At 71.5% G+C, this 13,622-nt stretch carries 15 protein-coding genes and 1 pseudogene; 10 read left to right on the forward strand and 6 right to left on the reverse strand.

The window, feature by feature from the left end; genetic code table 11:
- Positions 1 to 15 precede the first annotated feature (15 nt).
- The gene (locus RMT89_RS18190) at positions 16 to 1,023 is read right to left on the reverse strand and encodes a GNAT family N-acetyltransferase (RefSeq protein ID WP_315884802.1); all 1,008 of its coding nucleotides are present in this window, start codon (positions 1,021 to 1,023) and stop codon (positions 16 to 18) included.
- 140 nt (positions 1,024 to 1,163) lie between these two features.
- Between RMT89_RS18190 and fdxA the strand changes: the two genes are divergently transcribed.
- Both fdxA and RMT89_RS18200 read left to right on the forward strand, forming a co-directional pair.
- Positions 1,164 to 1,484, forward strand: coding sequence for a ferredoxin (gene fdxA / locus RMT89_RS18195; protein WP_003985062.1), 321 nt, complete (start codon positions 1,164 to 1,166; stop codon positions 1,482 to 1,484).
- A 109-nt stretch (positions 1,485 to 1,593) separates the two neighbouring features.
- Positions 1,594 to 2,688 (forward strand): bifunctional succinyldiaminopimelate transaminase/glutamate-prephenate aminotransferase, encoded by a 1,095-nt coding sequence (locus RMT89_RS18200; protein WP_315884814.1) that lies wholly within the window; start codon positions 1,594 to 1,596, stop codon positions 2,686 to 2,688.
- 74 nt (positions 2,689 to 2,762) lie between these two features.
- Here the strand turns inward: RMT89_RS18200 and RMT89_RS18205 are convergent, their stop codons facing one another.
- Positions 2,763 to 3,218 carry an ATP-binding protein gene (locus RMT89_RS18205; RefSeq protein WP_315884803.1) on the reverse strand — a complete coding sequence of 152 codons (456 nt, stop codon included), beginning with the start codon at positions 3,216 to 3,218 and terminating at the stop codon, positions 2,763 to 2,765.
- Between the two features lie 312 nt (positions 3,219 to 3,530).
- A complete protein-coding gene (locus RMT89_RS18210) occupies positions 3,531 to 4,466 on the reverse strand; it encodes a heavy metal transporter (RefSeq protein ID WP_315884804.1) in 936 nt (311 codons plus the stop codon).
- A gap of 83 nt (positions 4,467 to 4,549) precedes the next feature.
- Here RMT89_RS18210 and dapE point away from each other — a divergent pair, with 83 nt between their 5' ends.
- Entirely contained in the window at positions 4,550 to 5,629 is a 1,080-nt protein-coding gene (gene dapE / locus RMT89_RS18215; RefSeq protein WP_315884805.1) for a succinyl-diaminopimelate desuccinylase, read from the forward strand.
- Between the two features lie 102 nt (positions 5,630 to 5,731).
- Positions 5,732 to 6,490 (forward strand): TIGR00730 family Rossman fold protein, encoded by a 759-nt coding sequence (locus RMT89_RS18220; protein WP_315884806.1) that lies wholly within the window; start codon positions 5,732 to 5,734, stop codon positions 6,488 to 6,490.
- A 302-nt stretch (positions 6,491 to 6,792) separates the two neighbouring features.
- On the opposite strand, the gene folP is transcribed toward RMT89_RS18220, so the two are convergent.
- The gene (gene folP, locus RMT89_RS18225) at positions 6,793 to 7,653 is read right to left on the reverse strand and encodes a dihydropteroate synthase (RefSeq protein ID WP_315884807.1); all 861 of its coding nucleotides are present in this window, start codon (positions 7,651 to 7,653) and stop codon (positions 6,793 to 6,795) included.
- A gap of 133 nt (positions 7,654 to 7,786) precedes the next feature.
- Here folP and RMT89_RS18230 point away from each other — a divergent pair, with 133 nt between their 5' ends.
- Positions 7,787 to 8,131 (forward strand): DivIVA domain-containing protein, encoded by a 345-nt coding sequence (locus tag RMT89_RS18230; protein WP_315884815.1) that lies wholly within the window; start codon positions 7,787 to 7,789, stop codon positions 8,129 to 8,131.
- Positions 8,128 to 8,703, forward strand: a complete 576-nt coding sequence (locus RMT89_RS18235; protein WP_315884808.1) for a DNA-3-methyladenine glycosylase I — start codon at positions 8,128 to 8,130, stop codon at positions 8,701 to 8,703. The genes RMT89_RS18230 and RMT89_RS18235 overlap by 4 nt, the downstream gene beginning before the upstream one ends.
- Positions 8,704 to 8,774: 71 nt before the next feature.
- On the opposite strand, the gene RMT89_RS18240 is transcribed toward RMT89_RS18235, so the two are convergent.
- On the reverse strand, positions 8,775 to 9,566 hold the full coding sequence (locus tag RMT89_RS18240) for an enoyl-CoA hydratase-related protein (RefSeq protein WP_315884809.1): 792 nt from the start codon (positions 9,564 to 9,566) through the stop codon (positions 8,775 to 8,777).
- A gap of 354 nt (positions 9,567 to 9,920) precedes the next feature.
- Here RMT89_RS18240 and RMT89_RS18245 point away from each other — a divergent pair, with 354 nt between their 5' ends.
- Entirely contained in the window at positions 9,921 to 10,088 is a 168-nt protein-coding gene (locus RMT89_RS18245) for a DUF3117 domain-containing protein (RefSeq protein ID WP_003966491.1), read from the forward strand.
- Positions 10,089 to 10,175: 87 nt separating this feature from the next.
- On the opposite strand, the gene RMT89_RS18250 is transcribed toward RMT89_RS18245, so the two are convergent.
- The gene (locus tag RMT89_RS18250) at positions 10,176 to 10,874 is read right to left on the reverse strand and encodes an O-methyltransferase (protein WP_315884816.1); all 699 of its coding nucleotides are present in this window, start codon (positions 10,872 to 10,874) and stop codon (positions 10,176 to 10,178) included.
- A 234-nt stretch (positions 10,875 to 11,108) separates the two neighbouring features.
- On the opposite strand from RMT89_RS18250, the gene sigE reads away from it, so the two are divergent.
- The 3 genes and pseudogenes from sigE to RMT89_RS18265 all read left to right on the forward strand — a co-directional run.
- The gene (gene sigE, locus RMT89_RS18255; protein ID WP_315884810.1) at positions 11,109 to 11,807 is read left to right on the forward strand and encodes an RNA polymerase sigma factor SigE; all 699 of its coding nucleotides are present in this window, start codon (positions 11,109 to 11,111) and stop codon (positions 11,805 to 11,807) included.
- Complete coding sequence (locus RMT89_RS18260; protein ID WP_315884811.1) at positions 11,804 to 12,790, forward strand: zf-HC2 domain-containing protein; 987 nt, start codon at positions 11,804 to 11,806, stop codon at positions 12,788 to 12,790. The genes sigE and RMT89_RS18260 overlap by 4 nt, the downstream gene beginning before the upstream one ends.
- A 141-nt stretch (positions 12,791 to 12,931) precedes the next feature.
- A pseudogene (locus RMT89_RS18265) lies at positions 12,932 to 13,622 on the forward strand (protease); the annotation flags it as partial.

Genomic DNA, 13,622 nt, shown 5'->3' on the forward strand with positions numbered 1-13,622 from the left:
TCTCGCGGCGATCGGTTACCGGCCGGAGCCGGAGTTCCCCGGCTCGCGGTAGTGGTGGTAGGCGTGATGCGCCGAGAAGCCCATCCCGGCGTACAGCGCCCGGGCCCCCGCGTTGTCCGTCTCGACCTGGAGCCAGGCCGCCGACGCCCCCTCGTCCAGCGCCCGCCCGGCCAGCGCGGCCATCACGGCGGAGGCAAGCCCCCGTCGCCGTAGCGCCGGATCGACCTCGACGGCGGCGAAGCCCGCCCAGCGCCCGTCGACGACACACCGTCCGATGGCCGCGGGGGCCTGATCGCCGGGCACGGTCGCGAACCATACGGAGGGCCCGCTGCCCAGCACCTTCAAGGCGACCTCGCTGAGCCCCTTGCGCTGGTAGCGCGTCAGCCACGCCTCGTCCGCCTCCCGGGACAGCACGACCTCGGCCGGCTCCTCCCGGTCGGCGAGCGGCGCCAGAGCCCCGGTCCACAGCTCGGCGGTCACCTCACGCGTCCAGCCCCGCCGCTCCAGCTCCGCGCACAGCAGCTCCTGCGTGCCCTCGGCACCGGTCGCGGTCTGCACATAGGCGGGCAGCCCGCGCTCGCCGTACCACCGCCGTACGACGGACAGGGCGTCGTCGAGCGGCAGGCCCGGGTCGCCCAGCGGGAGCACGGAGTTGGCGCGGCGGGTGAACCCGGCGGCGGCCCGCAGCTCCCACTCGCCGAGCCGTTCGCTCTCCACCGGCCGCCACGCGCGCGTGGAGACGTGCGCCAGTTCCTCGTACGAGGCGGCGGGCCCGCGTCGGCGGGCCGGAGCACTCGGCACCACCTTGCCCGCCACCAGCGACGATTCCGGGATGCGGACGGTTTCGCCACTCCTCCGTGTGATCAGCAGCACACCGTCGTCCCATGATGCGAGAACACCCACCGTGTCGGTGAACTTCTCACCCGCGCGCGCAGGATCGTTCAGGCATCGCACGGAGACCCGTTTACCCACGTCAGCAGCGGTGATACGGACCTCAAGGCGCCCGTGTGCCGAGATTTCCACAGGTCAGTTCACCCCTCCTGTTCGGATCATGCCCAAGAACGGAGATACTAGGGGCGGGCATCGACGACGCCGCGCTCCCGCGCGCCAGGCGGCGGAGCCTGTGGAGGCCCGCCAGCGCCCTATCGAGGAGGAACGACAGCGTGACCTACGTCATCGCGCAGCCTTGTGTCGACGTCAAGGACAAGGCGTGCATCGAGGAGTGCCCGGTCGACTGCATCTACGAGGGCTCCCGGTCCTTGTACATCCACCCGGACGAATGCGTCGACTGTGGGGCCTGTGAGCCGGTCTGCCCGGTCGAGGCGATCTTCTACGAGGACGACACTCCGGAGGAGTGGAAGGACTACTACAAGGCGAACGTCGAGTTCTTCGACGAACTCGGCTCCCCTGGCGGCGCCAGCAAGCTGGGTCTGATCGAGCGGGACCACCCCTTCATCGCCGCGCTGCCGCCGCAGAACGGCTGAGAGCGGCCCGCATCACCGCGCCGCCTCGGTCCCGCACGGCCTGATCGCCCTCGATCGCCTGCGGGACCGAGGCGTTTGCCGTACGGACGAGAAAGTGAGCCAGATCCCCGTGTCCGCAGTCTCCGACCGTCTCCCCACCTTTCCCTGGGACAAGCTGGCGCCGTACAAGGCGACGGCCGCGGCGCACCCCGGCGGCATCGTCGACCTGTCCGTCGGCACCCCGGTCGACCCGGTCCCCGAGCTGATCCAGAAAGCGCTGATCGCGGCGGCCGACTCGCCGGGCTATCCGACCGTCTGGGGCACGCCGGAGCTGCGTGACGCGATCACCGGCTGGGTGGAGCGCCGGCTGGGCGCCCGCGAGGTGACCCACCGGCACATCCTGCCGATCGTCGGCTCCAAGGAACTCGTCGCCTGGCTCCCCACCCAGCTGGGCCTCGGCCCTGGCGACCGCGTCGCCCACCCGCGCCTGGCCTACCCGACCTACGAGGTCGGCGCCCGCCTGGCCCGCGCCGAGTACGAGGTCTACGACGACCCGACCGCGCTGGACCCCGAGGACCTGAAGCTCCTGTGGCTCAACTCCCCGTCCAACCCGACGGGCAAGGTCCTGTCGAAGGAAGAGCTGACCCGGATCGTCGCCTGGGCCCGGTCGCACGGCGTCCTGCTCTTCTCCGACGAGTGCTATCTGGAGCTGGGCTGGGAGGCGGATCCGGTCTCGGTGCTGCACCCGGACGTGAACGGCGGTTCGTACGAGGGCATCGTGGCCGTCCACTCGCTCTCCAAGCGCTCGAACCTGGCGGGCTACCGGGCGGCCTTCCTGGCCGGTGACCCGGAGGTCCTCGCGCCGCTCCTGGAGATCCGCAAGCACGGCGGCATGATGACCTCGGCGCCGACCCAGGCGGCCGTGATCGCGGCCCTGGGCGACGACGAGCACGTCCGCGTCCAGCGCGAGCGCTACGCCGCCCGCCGTGCGGCGCTCCGGGCGGCCCTCGTGAACCACGGCTTCCGCATCGAGCACAGCGAGGCCAGCCTCTACCTGTGGGTCACACGGGGAGAGTCCTGCTGGGACACGGTGGCCCACTTGGCCGACCTCGGCATCCTGGTGGCGCCGGGTGACTTCTACGGCGAGGCGGGCGCGACATACGTACGCGTGGCGTTCACGGCGACGGACGAGAGGGTCCGGGAGGCCGTGAAGCGGCTCGGCTGAGCACGACGCAATGACGACGGGACCCGGGGAGCCTCACAGCTCCCCGGGTCCCGTCGTCGGTCGGGGTCAGGCGCTCAGCCGCCCAGCGGGAGGCTCGTGACCGGCAGGGAGTCCGCCGCGGGCAGGCCCCCGCCCTTGGTCAGGGAGTCGGTCGGCAGGCCGCCCTTCGTCGCGGTGGACGTGGTGTCACCGAGGATGTCCCCGGCCGAACCGGCCGCGTCACCCGCGGTCCGCTGCGCGGCCGGGGCCGCCTTCTTGACGGCCTTGCCGCTGGTCTTGCCCGCGGCCGGCACCGACTTCTTGACCGCCTTGCTGCCGGTTTCGCCCGCGAGCCCGGTGACGTTCTGCGCCGCACCGTCGACCGTGTTGCCGACACTCGCCCCGTCCAGGGCGGTCAGACCGCCGAGGTTCGGGGTGGCGGGCAGTTCGGGGGCCGCGCTGGCGGAGCCGGCCGCACCGACCCCGGCGGCCGCTCCCGCAGCGACGAGCAGCGCGGCACGGGCGATCCGGCGGGTCAGGGGGAGGGTCATGATGCTCCTTCGACGGGTCTGTCTGGTGAGAACGGTGATGTCGTCGACCGGACTTGATCTCCGGCCTCGGACGCAGTGACTACCGCTCGAAGTCCGCGAAGGTTGCGGCGGAGTAACGTAAAGACTTGGTAATGCGTCGCATTATCGGCTGTGGATAAAAACGGGCAAAGAGTCCGTGGTCCGAAAGTCTGCCGAATCCTTACAGCCCTTTGTTTTCAAGGGTTTTGCAGGATTCGGGGATACCTGCGCCAAAACCCCCGCGCCTCATGAACCCCCGTGCCGTGCGGTAACCCGCGCGGATGACCCCCCGCACTACCGTGCGGTCACGATACGGACCGACCCCGTGCCCTTCTCGGCTCCCGCGGCGCCCTCGGACTCGACCGCGCGCCACTGGCTGTCGGTGTTCCCGGCGGTCCACTCCCGCCCGGCGTACGTCACGCGCTCGATGCGCAGGGCGGAGGCGTTGGCCACGGCCCAGTGCGCGAGCTGCCAGCCCTCGGCGTTCTCGGTCACGGGCAGCGTGAGGGTCCGCCCGCCGCTCTCGGCGGCCGTGGGCGCGGATTCCTTGTCGCCGACCACGGCGCCGGCGGGCTCCAGCACATCCTGGCCGAAGTCCCGCGCGAGCGCGGTCCGCACCGGGTCGGTCCCCGCCACCCGGGTCGTGTCCGGGCGCCCCTCACAGGTCAGCGTGGCGGCGGAGCGGCCGGTGAGGGCGGCGGCGAGCAGCGTGGCGTCCGGCTCGTGCTTGGCGTACGCGTCCGGGAAACCGCTGCGCTGGACGCGCTGCGCGGCGACGGTGAGCGGCAGCTTCGTGTAGTCGTCCACCTTCACCAGGTGGTCGTAGAAGATCCCCGCCGAGTAGGTCGGGTCCATGATCTGTTTCTCGGTGCCCCAGCCCTGCGAGGGGCGCTGCTGGAACAGGCCGAGCGAGTCCCGGTCGCCGTGGTCGATATTGCGCAGCGCCGACTCCTGGAGCGCGGTGGCGAGCGCTATGGCCACGGCCCGCTCGGGCAGATCGCGCCCGGTGCCCACGGCGGCGATCGTCGCCGCGTTCACCGCCTGCTCCGGCGTGAACTCGTAACTCGCGCCGTCCTCGTCGGCCGAGACGACCTTGCAGCCCGGCGCTCCCGCGCCCCCGGTGACGTACTGGACGACGAGATAACCCGCTACGGCGAGCAGGACCACGAAGGCCGCCCCGAAACGGAAGAGGCGGCCACGGCGTCTGGAAGTGGGGGACGGCTCTGGCACGCGTACAAGGTACTGGAGAGTAGAGCGGTCCCCGAGATCGGTGTGCAAAGTGACCGGAAGGCCGGGGCGCTAGGGTCGAGGGCATGCCCGAGACCCCGCTTGACCTCACGCTGGACGCCGCGCGGCTGACCGCGCAGCTCGTCGACTTCCCCTCCGAGAGCGGCACCGAGAAGCCCCTCGCGGACGCGATCGAGACCGCCCTGCGTGCCCTGCCGCACCTGACGGTCGACCGGTACGGCAACAACGTCGTGGCACGCACGGACCTCGGCCGCCCCGAGCGCGTGATCCTCGCCGGCCACATCGACACCGTCCCGGTCGCGGACAACGTCCCCTCCCGGCTGGACGACGACGGCATCCTCTGGGGCTGCGGCACCTGCGACATGAAGTCCGGGGTGGCGGTACAACTGCGCATCGCGGCGACGGTCCCCGCCCCCAACCGCGACCTCACCTTCGTCTTCTACGACAACGAAGAGGTCGCCGCACACCTCAACGGCCTGCGCCATGTGGCCGAGGCACACCCCGAGTGGCTGGTCGGCGACTTCGCGGTGCTGCTGGAGCCGTCCGACGGCCAGGTGGAGGGCGGCTGCCAGGGCACCCTGCGAGTGCTGCTGAGGACGAAGGGCGAGCGGGCGCACTCGGCGCGCGGCTGGATGGGCTCCAACGCGATCCACGCCGCCGCCCCGATCCTGGCCCGCCTGGCCTCGTACGAGCCCCGCCGGCCGGTGATCGACGGTCTGGAGTACCGGGAAGGCCTGAACGCGGTGGGCATCTCGGCCGGGGTGGCGGGCAACGTCATTCCCGACGAGTGCGTGGTCACGGTCAATTTCCGCTACGCCCCCGACCGCACGGAGGAGGAGGCGCTGGCCCACGTCCACGAGGTGTTCGCGGACTGTGGGGTGGCGGAGTTCATGGTGGACGACCACAGCCCCGGGGCGCTGCCGGGCCTGTCCCATCCGGCGGCGGCCGCCTTCATCGAGGCGGTGGGCGGGACGCCGCTGCCGAAGTACGGCTGGACGGACGTCTCCCGTTTCTCCGCCCTCGGCATTCCGGCGGTCAACTACGGTCCCGGGAACCCGCACCTGGCGCACAAGCGGGACGAGCGGGTGGAGACGGCGAAGATCCTCGCGGGCGAGGAACGCCTGCGGACGTGGCTGACGGCGTGATCACCTGCGGGATCGGGGGATGCCGGACATGCCGATGTCCCCCGTCCGTAACCCACGTAGATCTACGCTGAGGTGGAAACACCGCAAGCGGAGGGAGCGCACATGGCTACCGGGAACCCTTTGGGCAAGAAGCAGCCGCCTGAGGAGCAGCGCCTGGGACCGGTCCTCCGACGGCGGGGCCAGGTCACCGCGAGCACGACGGACCAGCGGCTGCTGGACGCGGGCGGACCCTCGGACTGGGTCCACACGGACCCGTGGCGGGTCCTGCGCATCCAGTCGGAATTCATCGAGGGCTTCGGCACGCTGGCCGAGCTCCCGCCCGCGATCAGTGTGTTCGGCTCGGCACGGACGCCGGTGGGCTCGGCGGAGTACGACGCGGGCGTGCGGCTGGGCAGGGGCCTGGTCGAGGCGGGCTTCGCGGTGATCACCGGCGGCGGCCCTGGGGCCATGGAGGCGGCCAACAAGGGCGCCTGCGAGGCGAACGGCATCTCGGTCGGGCTCGGCATCGAGCTCCCCTTCGAGCAGGGGCTGAACCCTTACGTCGATATCGGCCTGAACTTCCGGTACTTCTTCGTAAGGAAGATGATGTTCGTCAAGTACGCACAAGGGTTCGTCGTACTTCCCGGCGGCCTCGGCACGCTGGACGAACTGTTCGAGGCACTCACCCTGGTCCAGACCCAGAAGGTCACCCGCTTCCCGATCGTCCTCTTCGGCACCGAGTACTGGGGCGGCCTGATCGACTGGCTCCGCAACACGCTGGTGGCCCAGGGCAAGGCGTCGGAGAAGGACCTGCTGCTCTTCCATGTCACGGATGACGTGGAGGAGGCGGTGGCGCTGGTGTCGAAGGAGGCGGGCCGCTAGGGGGTGTTTTGAAAGTCCCGCACAGCACCCACGGCGCCCGGCACGCACCCTCGCCGCACCGGCCAAAGACCCAAGTACGTCCAGTACGAGGGCCTTCGTCCGGCACGCCGAGGGCACGCACCGAACACAGCGGGCACCGCACAGGACTTTCAAAACACCCCCTAGCGCGTTCTTCAGCCCGTCCGGCGTTTGAGGACGAGGCCCTTTCAGGGCCGAAGCGGGGGTCTGGGGGCGGCAGCCCCCAGGGGACGGTGGGGTCCCCCCTCTGGGGGAGGGCAGGGGCGGCTGGGGCCGAAAAGGCCCTACGCCAGCCCCCGCCGCGCCACCGCCGGAGGACGATGGCCCGCGATCGACGCCACCATGTCCACCACCTGCCGTGTCTCAGCGACCTCATGGACCCGGTACACCTGCGCCCCCAGCCACGCCGACACCGCCGTCGTCGCCAGCGTCCCCACCACCCGTTCCTTCACCGGCTTGTCCAGCGTCTCCCCGACGAAGTCCTTGTTGGACAGCGACACGAGCACCGGCCACCCGGTGGCGACCATCTCCCCCAGCCGCCGAGTCGCCTCCAGACTGTGCCGCGTGTTCTTCCCGAAGTCATGCCCGGGATCGATCATCACCGACTCCCGGGGCACCCCCCATGCGACCGCCCGCTCGGCCAACCCCACGGTCACCCGGAGAATGTCGGCCATGACGTCGTCGTACGTCACCCGATGCGGCCGCGTACGAGGCTCGGCACCCCCCGCATGCGTACACACCAGCCCCACCCGATACCGAGCCGCCACCTCCGCCAGCCGGGGGTCCACCCCGCCCCAGGCGTCGTTCAGCACATCCGCCCCGGCCTCGCAGACGGCCTCCCCGACCTCGGCCCGCCATGTGTCCACCGAGATGACGACATCCGGGAACCGCCGCCGCACCTCCGCCACGAACCCCACGGTCCGCCGCGCCTCTTCCGCCGCGGAGACCTCTTCCCCCGGCCCGGCCTTCACCCCACCGATGTCGATGATGGCCGCCCCCTCCGCCACGGCCTGCTCCACGCGCGCGAGGGCCGGCTCGTCGCGAAACGTCGCCCCCTGGTCGTAGAAGGAGTCCGGGGTCCGGTTCACGATCGCCATGATCACCGGCTCATGCGTGTCGAACTCACGCCTGCCCAGCCTGAGCATCCCCTGTGAACCTCTCCCGTACGTCCTGATCATCGCCGCCTGCGACCCTAACTGTCACAGCCGCATGGCACGATCGGACCCTGACACACTCGACCGCAGACTTGCACCGACCGTGGGGACCTCAGCGATGGTTATGTTCTTGTTCCTGGTCGTCGCGCTCGCCGTCGTGGTCGCCGCGGTGACCCTCGCGGTGGTGGGCGGCGGCGAGGGCGGCGGCCCGCTGCCGGAGGCCGCGCCGGAGCGCCTCCAGGACTCGCTCCCGCTCGACCGCCCGGTCAACCGCGCCGACGTCGACAGCCTCCGCTTCCCCCTCGCCGCCCGCGGCTACCGCATGACCGACGTCGACGACGCCCTGACCCGTCTCGGCGCCGAACTCGCCGAGCGCGACGCCCGTATCGCCGACCTGGAGTCCGCCCTGGCCGGCGCCCAGGCCGGTGCCCGTCTCTCCATGGAGAAGCCGGCCCAGGAGGACCAGTGACCGTGCCCCTCGCCGGCCCCGACGGCGTTCTGCGCTGCCCCTGGGCCCTGTCCACCCCGGACTACGTGACCTACCACGACGAGGAGTGGGGCCGCCCGGTCCACGGCGACGACGCCCTCTTCGAACGTCTCTCCCTGGAGGCCTTCCAGTCCGGCCTCTCCTGGATCACGATCCTGCGCCGCCGCCCCGGCTTCCGCGCCGCCTTCGCCGACTTCAAGATCGAGAAGGTGGCGGCCTTCACGGAGGAGGATCGCGAGCGGCTGCTGGCCGATGCGGGCATCATCCGTAACCGAGCCAAGATCGACGCCACCCTCGCCAACGCCCGCGTGCTGGCCGACTGGACCCCGGGCGACCTGGACGACCTGATCTGGTCCCAGGCCCCGGAGCCAGGCCCGGCCCCGAAGACCCTGGCGGACGTCCCGGCGGTCACACCAGAATCAACGGCCCTCTCCAAGGCCCTGAAGAAGCGGGGCCTGAGGTTCGTAGGCCCCACGACGGCGTACGCCCTGATGCAGGCGTGCGGCTTGGTGGACGACCACTTGTCGGATTGCGCAGCGAGAAACCGACCTTAAGGGCGCGGGGAACTGCGCGACCAGCTACAACGCACGCACCCGCACCCCCCGACGGCGACAAGCCCCGGCCCCTACCGGCCCAAGTACTTGGGCTGCTCCTTGTTCACGAAGGCCTGCACAGCAATCGCATGGTCCTCCGACGCCCCCGCCCGAGTCTGCAGCTCGTCCTCCTTCTCCAACGTCTCCGCCAGAGAGTGCGAGAACCCGTAAGCCACGGCCTCCTTGATCGCGGCATACGCAACCGTCGGCCCCGAGGCCAACGCCCGAGCCACCTTCTCGGCCTCCTCGCGGAGCGAACCCGCAGGCACCACGCGGTTCGCGATCCCCAGCTCGTACGCCTCCTGAGCCTTGACGCTCCGAGGGAAAAGCAGCAGATCAGCAGCGCGCCCCGGACCGACAACCCGAGGCAGCGTCCACGAGATCCCGGAGTCCGCAGTCAGCGCCACCCCCGCGAACGACGTGTTGAAGGCAGCCGAGTCGGCCACGACTCGATAATCCGCGGCGAGGGCGAAGCCGAAACCCGCCCCGGCCGCGACGCCGTTCACCCCCGCCACCACAGGCTTGGCCATCTCCGTCAGCGCCCGGGCGATCGGGTTGTAGTGCTCCCGGACCGTGCTCATCACCTGACCGGACCCCTCGGCCAGCAGCCCGATGTGCTCCTTGAGGTCCTGCCCCACACAGAACGCACGGTCCCCGGCGGCGGTCAGCAGCACGGCCCGTACGGAGGAGTCGGAACCCGCCTCGGTCACCGCCTCCCGCAGCGCGACCTTCGTCTCGATGTTCAGCGCGTTCATCGCCTCGGGGCGGTTCAGCGTGATCGTCGCGAGCCCGTCGCTCACCTCGTAGAGCACGGTGTCGGCCATGGTGTATCCCCTCCGGTGTCGCGGCTCAGGTCTGGATCGTGTCCGAGGACAGCATGGCGGAGATCGCCGGGAGCGCACGTGTGACCTGCGTCAAAGAAATCGGGCCCGTTTCCGTTCGGCGGACATGCGTGCGGCGGCGCAGTATCGCAGTCACATCGCCGAATTGAGTGGTTTTGCTCGCGCGCGTTGCCCAAGCGATGCCGACCGATGTTGGTCATCGGGTCCTGCGATGCGGGATAATGGCTTGGAAGCAATGTGTTCGATGCCGGTGTCGCGAGTCCTGCCAGGACCGCGCATGCCCTCCGTGGGGCCGTCGGCTTTGACGATGAGCTGGTTTCAGGAAGGGGAACGAGCATGGCGGCCATGAAGCCGCGGACGGGCGATGGCCCGCTCGAGGTGACCAAGGAGGGGCGGGGCATCGTCATGCGCGTTCCGCTCGAAGGCGGCGGTCGGCTCGTCGTCGAGCTGACCCCTGACGAGGCCGACGCCCTGGGCGACGCCCTCAAGAAGGTCGTCGGCTGACGCGCAAGCGCCCATACCTTTTCAGCTGCCCCGGCACCGTTTGAGGTGCCGGGGCAGCTGTTTTCAGGGCTTGTATCCGGTGCCGCCTCAGCGCTTGACCGCGCACAGCAGGCCGTCGCCCACCGGCAGCAGCGAGGGCACCAGGTCCTGGCTCTCGCGCACCGCGCGCAGCAGCTCACGCAGCCGCAGCACCTCGGTCGGCTGCGGGCCCGAGTCGACCGTGCGGCCGTTCGCGAAGACGCCCTCGAAGACCACCAGGCCACCCGGACGCAGCAGGCGCAACGATTCAGCGAGATAGTCCAGGAACTCCAGACGGTCGCCGTCGCAGAAGACGAGGTCGTAGCCGGCGTCCGCGAGCCGGGGCAGGACGTCCAGCGCGCGGCCGGGGATGAAGCGCGCCCGGTTGCTGGCGAAGCCGGAGGCGCGGAAGGCCTGCCGGGCGAACTGCTGGTGTTCCGGCTCGGGGTCCACGGTGGTCAGGACGCCGTCGGGGCGCATGCCGTGCAGCAGATGGATTCCGGAGACGCCGGTCCCGGTACCGATCTCCGCGACCGCTTTCGCGTCCACGGTGGCGGCCAGCAACCGCAGCGCAGCGCCCGTGCCGGGCGACACCGAGCGCAGGCCTGCCTCGCGGGCCCGGTCGCGGGCCCAGCGCAGCGCGTCGTCCTCGGCGACATAGGCGTCGGCGAACGCCCAGCTCGTCTGCCGGTTGCCGGTAATGACCCTCTCCTGTCCCCGTGGTTGCCTGGGCGTGACTGTATCCGTTGCGGCCGGGAACCCGCAGATGGGACCGGGCGTTTAGAAGGGTGGGAGACGACAGGGGGGACACGGTTGGATCACGACGGCGGGCCAGAGGTCGAGCACATGCTGACGCAGCCGCATGAGCCGTATCAGCCCAGGTCAATTTCTCGTAAAACCGCTTATCCGGAGCTAACGGGCGAGGTGGCTATGGTAGGGGCTCCGCTGGACACCACGAGAGCCGACAGGGGAGGTGCGGCTGCGCCTGTGGATCGGGGAGGAGTGCTACGGCGCTTTCTCGGATCGGCGGGCAGGCCGAAATCCGTGAACGACACCGCTGCTGACCACCACGCCGACGACTACGCCCAGACCGCGACCTTCTCCACCGACGCGGACGGGCAGGCGTGGACTCCGCCCACGTGGGAGGAGATCGTCAGCACGCACAGCGGCCGCGTCTACCGCCTCGCGTACCGCCTCACCGGCAACCAGCACGACGCCGAGGACCTCACCCAGGAGGTCTTCGTCCGCGTCTTCCGCTCGCTGTCGACCTACACCCCGGGCACCTTCGAGGGCTGGCTGCACCGCATCACCACCAACCTCTTCCTGGACATGGTCCGTCGTAAGCAGCGCATCCGCTTCGACGCCCTCGGCGACGACGCGGCCGAGCGCCTGCCCAGCCGCGAGCCGTCCCCGCAGCAGGTCTTCAACGACGCGCACTTCGACGCCGACGTCCAGCAGGCCCTGGACACCCTCGCGCCCGAGTTCCGCGCCGCGGTCGTCCTGTGCGACATCGAGGGGCTGTCCTACGAGGAGATCGCCGCGACCCTCGGCGTGAAGCTCGGCACCGTCCGGTCCCGTATCCACCGCGGCCGCTCGCAGCTGCGCAAGGCCCTGGCGCACCGTTCCCCGGAGGCCCGGGCCGAGCGCCGGTCCTTCGTGCCGCGTGTGCCCGCCCTTGGGGGAGGGGGCGCGACCGCGTGAGTGGATCCCGGCCCGATGCCGGCGAGCGCCGCCTCGCCGAGCAGCATCTTGGAGACCGACTCTCCGCCCTGGTGGACGGGGAGCTCGGTCATGACTCGCGCGAGCGGGTCCTCGCCCACCTGGCCACCTGCGCCAAGTGCAAGGCGGAGGCCGACGCCCAGCGCCGGCTGAAGAACGTCTTCGCGGAGGCGGCCCCGCCGTCTCCCTCCGAGAGCTTCCTCGCCCGCCTCCAGGGCCTGCCGGGAGGTGACCCGGGCAGCGGTGGCTCACCGCTGGGCGGGGGAGCCTTCGGCGGTTTCTCCGACGGGCCCGCCACCGGCGCCTTCGGCATGAAGCGCGGCGAGCGCTTCGAGTTCGGCTACGTCCCCGCCCGGCCGCACTCCTCCGCGCTCACCGGCTCCTCTGCGAGCGGCTTCCGGGTGCACCCCGTCGGCCGCCCCGACGCCGACCGGCCGTCCTCACGCGGGCTGCGGTTCGCCTTCGTCGCCGCCGGAGCGGTGTCGCTGGCCGCCATCGCGCTCGGCGGTGTCACCACCGGGGTCCCGCCCGAGACGGAGCCCCGCGGTTCCGGCTCCGGCAGCAATGTGACCCCGGCGCGCAGCCAGGGCACCGGAGCGGCGACGGCCCCCGAGAACCAGCGCCGCCGTGGCGTCGGGCCCCTGCTCGTTCAGGGCCAGGGCCAGCGGGCGCTCGGCGACACCCCGGTCGCCCCGACCGCGGTGTCCGCGCCGCTGCTGCCCGGAGTGCCCGCCCCGGGCGCCGGTCAGATCCAGGGGTCCGGGGACGCGCTGACCACCCCCGTGGTCGCGGGCGCGGCCGCCATGTCCCCGCTCATACGCCCGCTCAGCACCACGCCGCCGGTCACCCTGACCACCTGGCACACCGCCCCGGAGGTTCGCACTCCGGGTCTGCTCGCCGCACCCGTCCCCGACGCGACGTCCTCCCCGTCCGCTTCCGCCACCCCTTCCACCACCAGCCGCTGACCCGGCCTCTGCGCGGCGGCCCACGAACCTGATTGAATCCAGGGTGGGCCGTGCTCATGGCTGGCAGCCGGGCGCGGAGGCGGAGTTCTAGGAGCCGCGGCCACCGCCGTTGAGCGTGCCGCGGCCGGCTGTGGGGAGAGCATGAACGAGGGGAAGCCCACGAAGGCGAAGTGGTGGAGCCGTCCTCGGCTCCAGGGGCCTTCGGGCCGGACGGACGGGGCGACCGAGGCGTTGCCGCCCGGCCCGGACCCGGTGCCGAACGCGGACGGTGACTTCGAGTTGGAGCGGCCGACGGGCGTTGGCTCCGCCGAGGGTGACTACGAGCTGAGCCGGCCCGGCATGGAGGCCGTTCCGGCGGCTGCTCCGGGCGCCCCGGAGGCGCCCGCTGGTCCCGCGGTCGCAGAGCCCGCGTCGGCCACCCACACCGCCGCGCCGCCTTCCGGCACTGCCGTTGCGGCTACGGACGTTGCCGCGCCGCCTTCCGGCACCGCCGTTGCGGCTACGGACGTTGCCGCGCCGCCCGCCGACGAGCGCCCCCGCCCCCTGCACGACCCCGACCCCTACAGCACCCCGCCCTACGGCGAGCCCGGCCCCTGGGCGCCCGCCCCGCCGGTGCAGCACCCGGCGACGACACCCGTGCACGGCACAGCCGTACCGGCATCGGCGTCCGCCCCTGTGCACGGCACAGCCGTACCGGCATCGGCGTCCGCCCCCGTGCACGGCACAGCCGTACCGGCATCGGCGTCCGCCCCCGCGCACGGCACAGCCGTACCGGCATCGGCGTCCGCCCCCGCGCACGGCACAGCCGTACCGGCATCGGCGTCCGCCCCCG

This window comes from Streptomyces sp. P17, from assembly GCF_032436805.1.
Taxonomy (GTDB): domain Bacteria; phylum Actinomycetota; class Actinomycetes; order Streptomycetales; family Streptomycetaceae; genus Streptomyces.

What these genes read in the sequence shown, in the direction of transcription:
- RMT89_RS18205 (WP_315884803.1), bottom strand. Translation starts at nt 3,218, where the DNA reads ATGACCCTCCCCCTGACCCGCCGGATCGCCCGTGCCGCGCTGCTCGTC.
- dapE (WP_315884805.1), top strand. Translation starts at nt 4,550, where the DNA reads ATGCCCGAGACCCCGCTTGACCTCACGCTGGACGCCGCGCGGCTGACC.
- RMT89_RS18220 (WP_315884806.1), top strand. Translation starts at nt 5,732, where the DNA reads ATGGCTACCGGGAACCCTTTGGGCAAGAAGCAGCCGCCTGAGGAGCAG.
- folP (WP_315884807.1), bottom strand. Translation starts at nt 7,653, where the DNA reads ATGCTCAGGCTGGGCAGGCGTGAGTTCGACACGCATGAGCCGGTGATC.
- RMT89_RS18230 (WP_315884815.1), top strand. Translation starts at nt 7,787, where the DNA reads ATGTTCTTGTTCCTGGTCGTCGCGCTCGCCGTCGTGGTCGCCGCGGTG.
- RMT89_RS18240 (WP_315884809.1), bottom strand. Translation starts at nt 9,566, where the DNA reads ATGGCCGACACCGTGCTCTACGAGGTGAGCGACGGGCTCGCGACGATC.
- RMT89_RS18245 (WP_003966491.1), top strand. Translation starts at nt 9,921, where the DNA reads ATGGCGGCCATGAAGCCGCGGACGGGCGATGGCCCGCTCGAGGTGACC.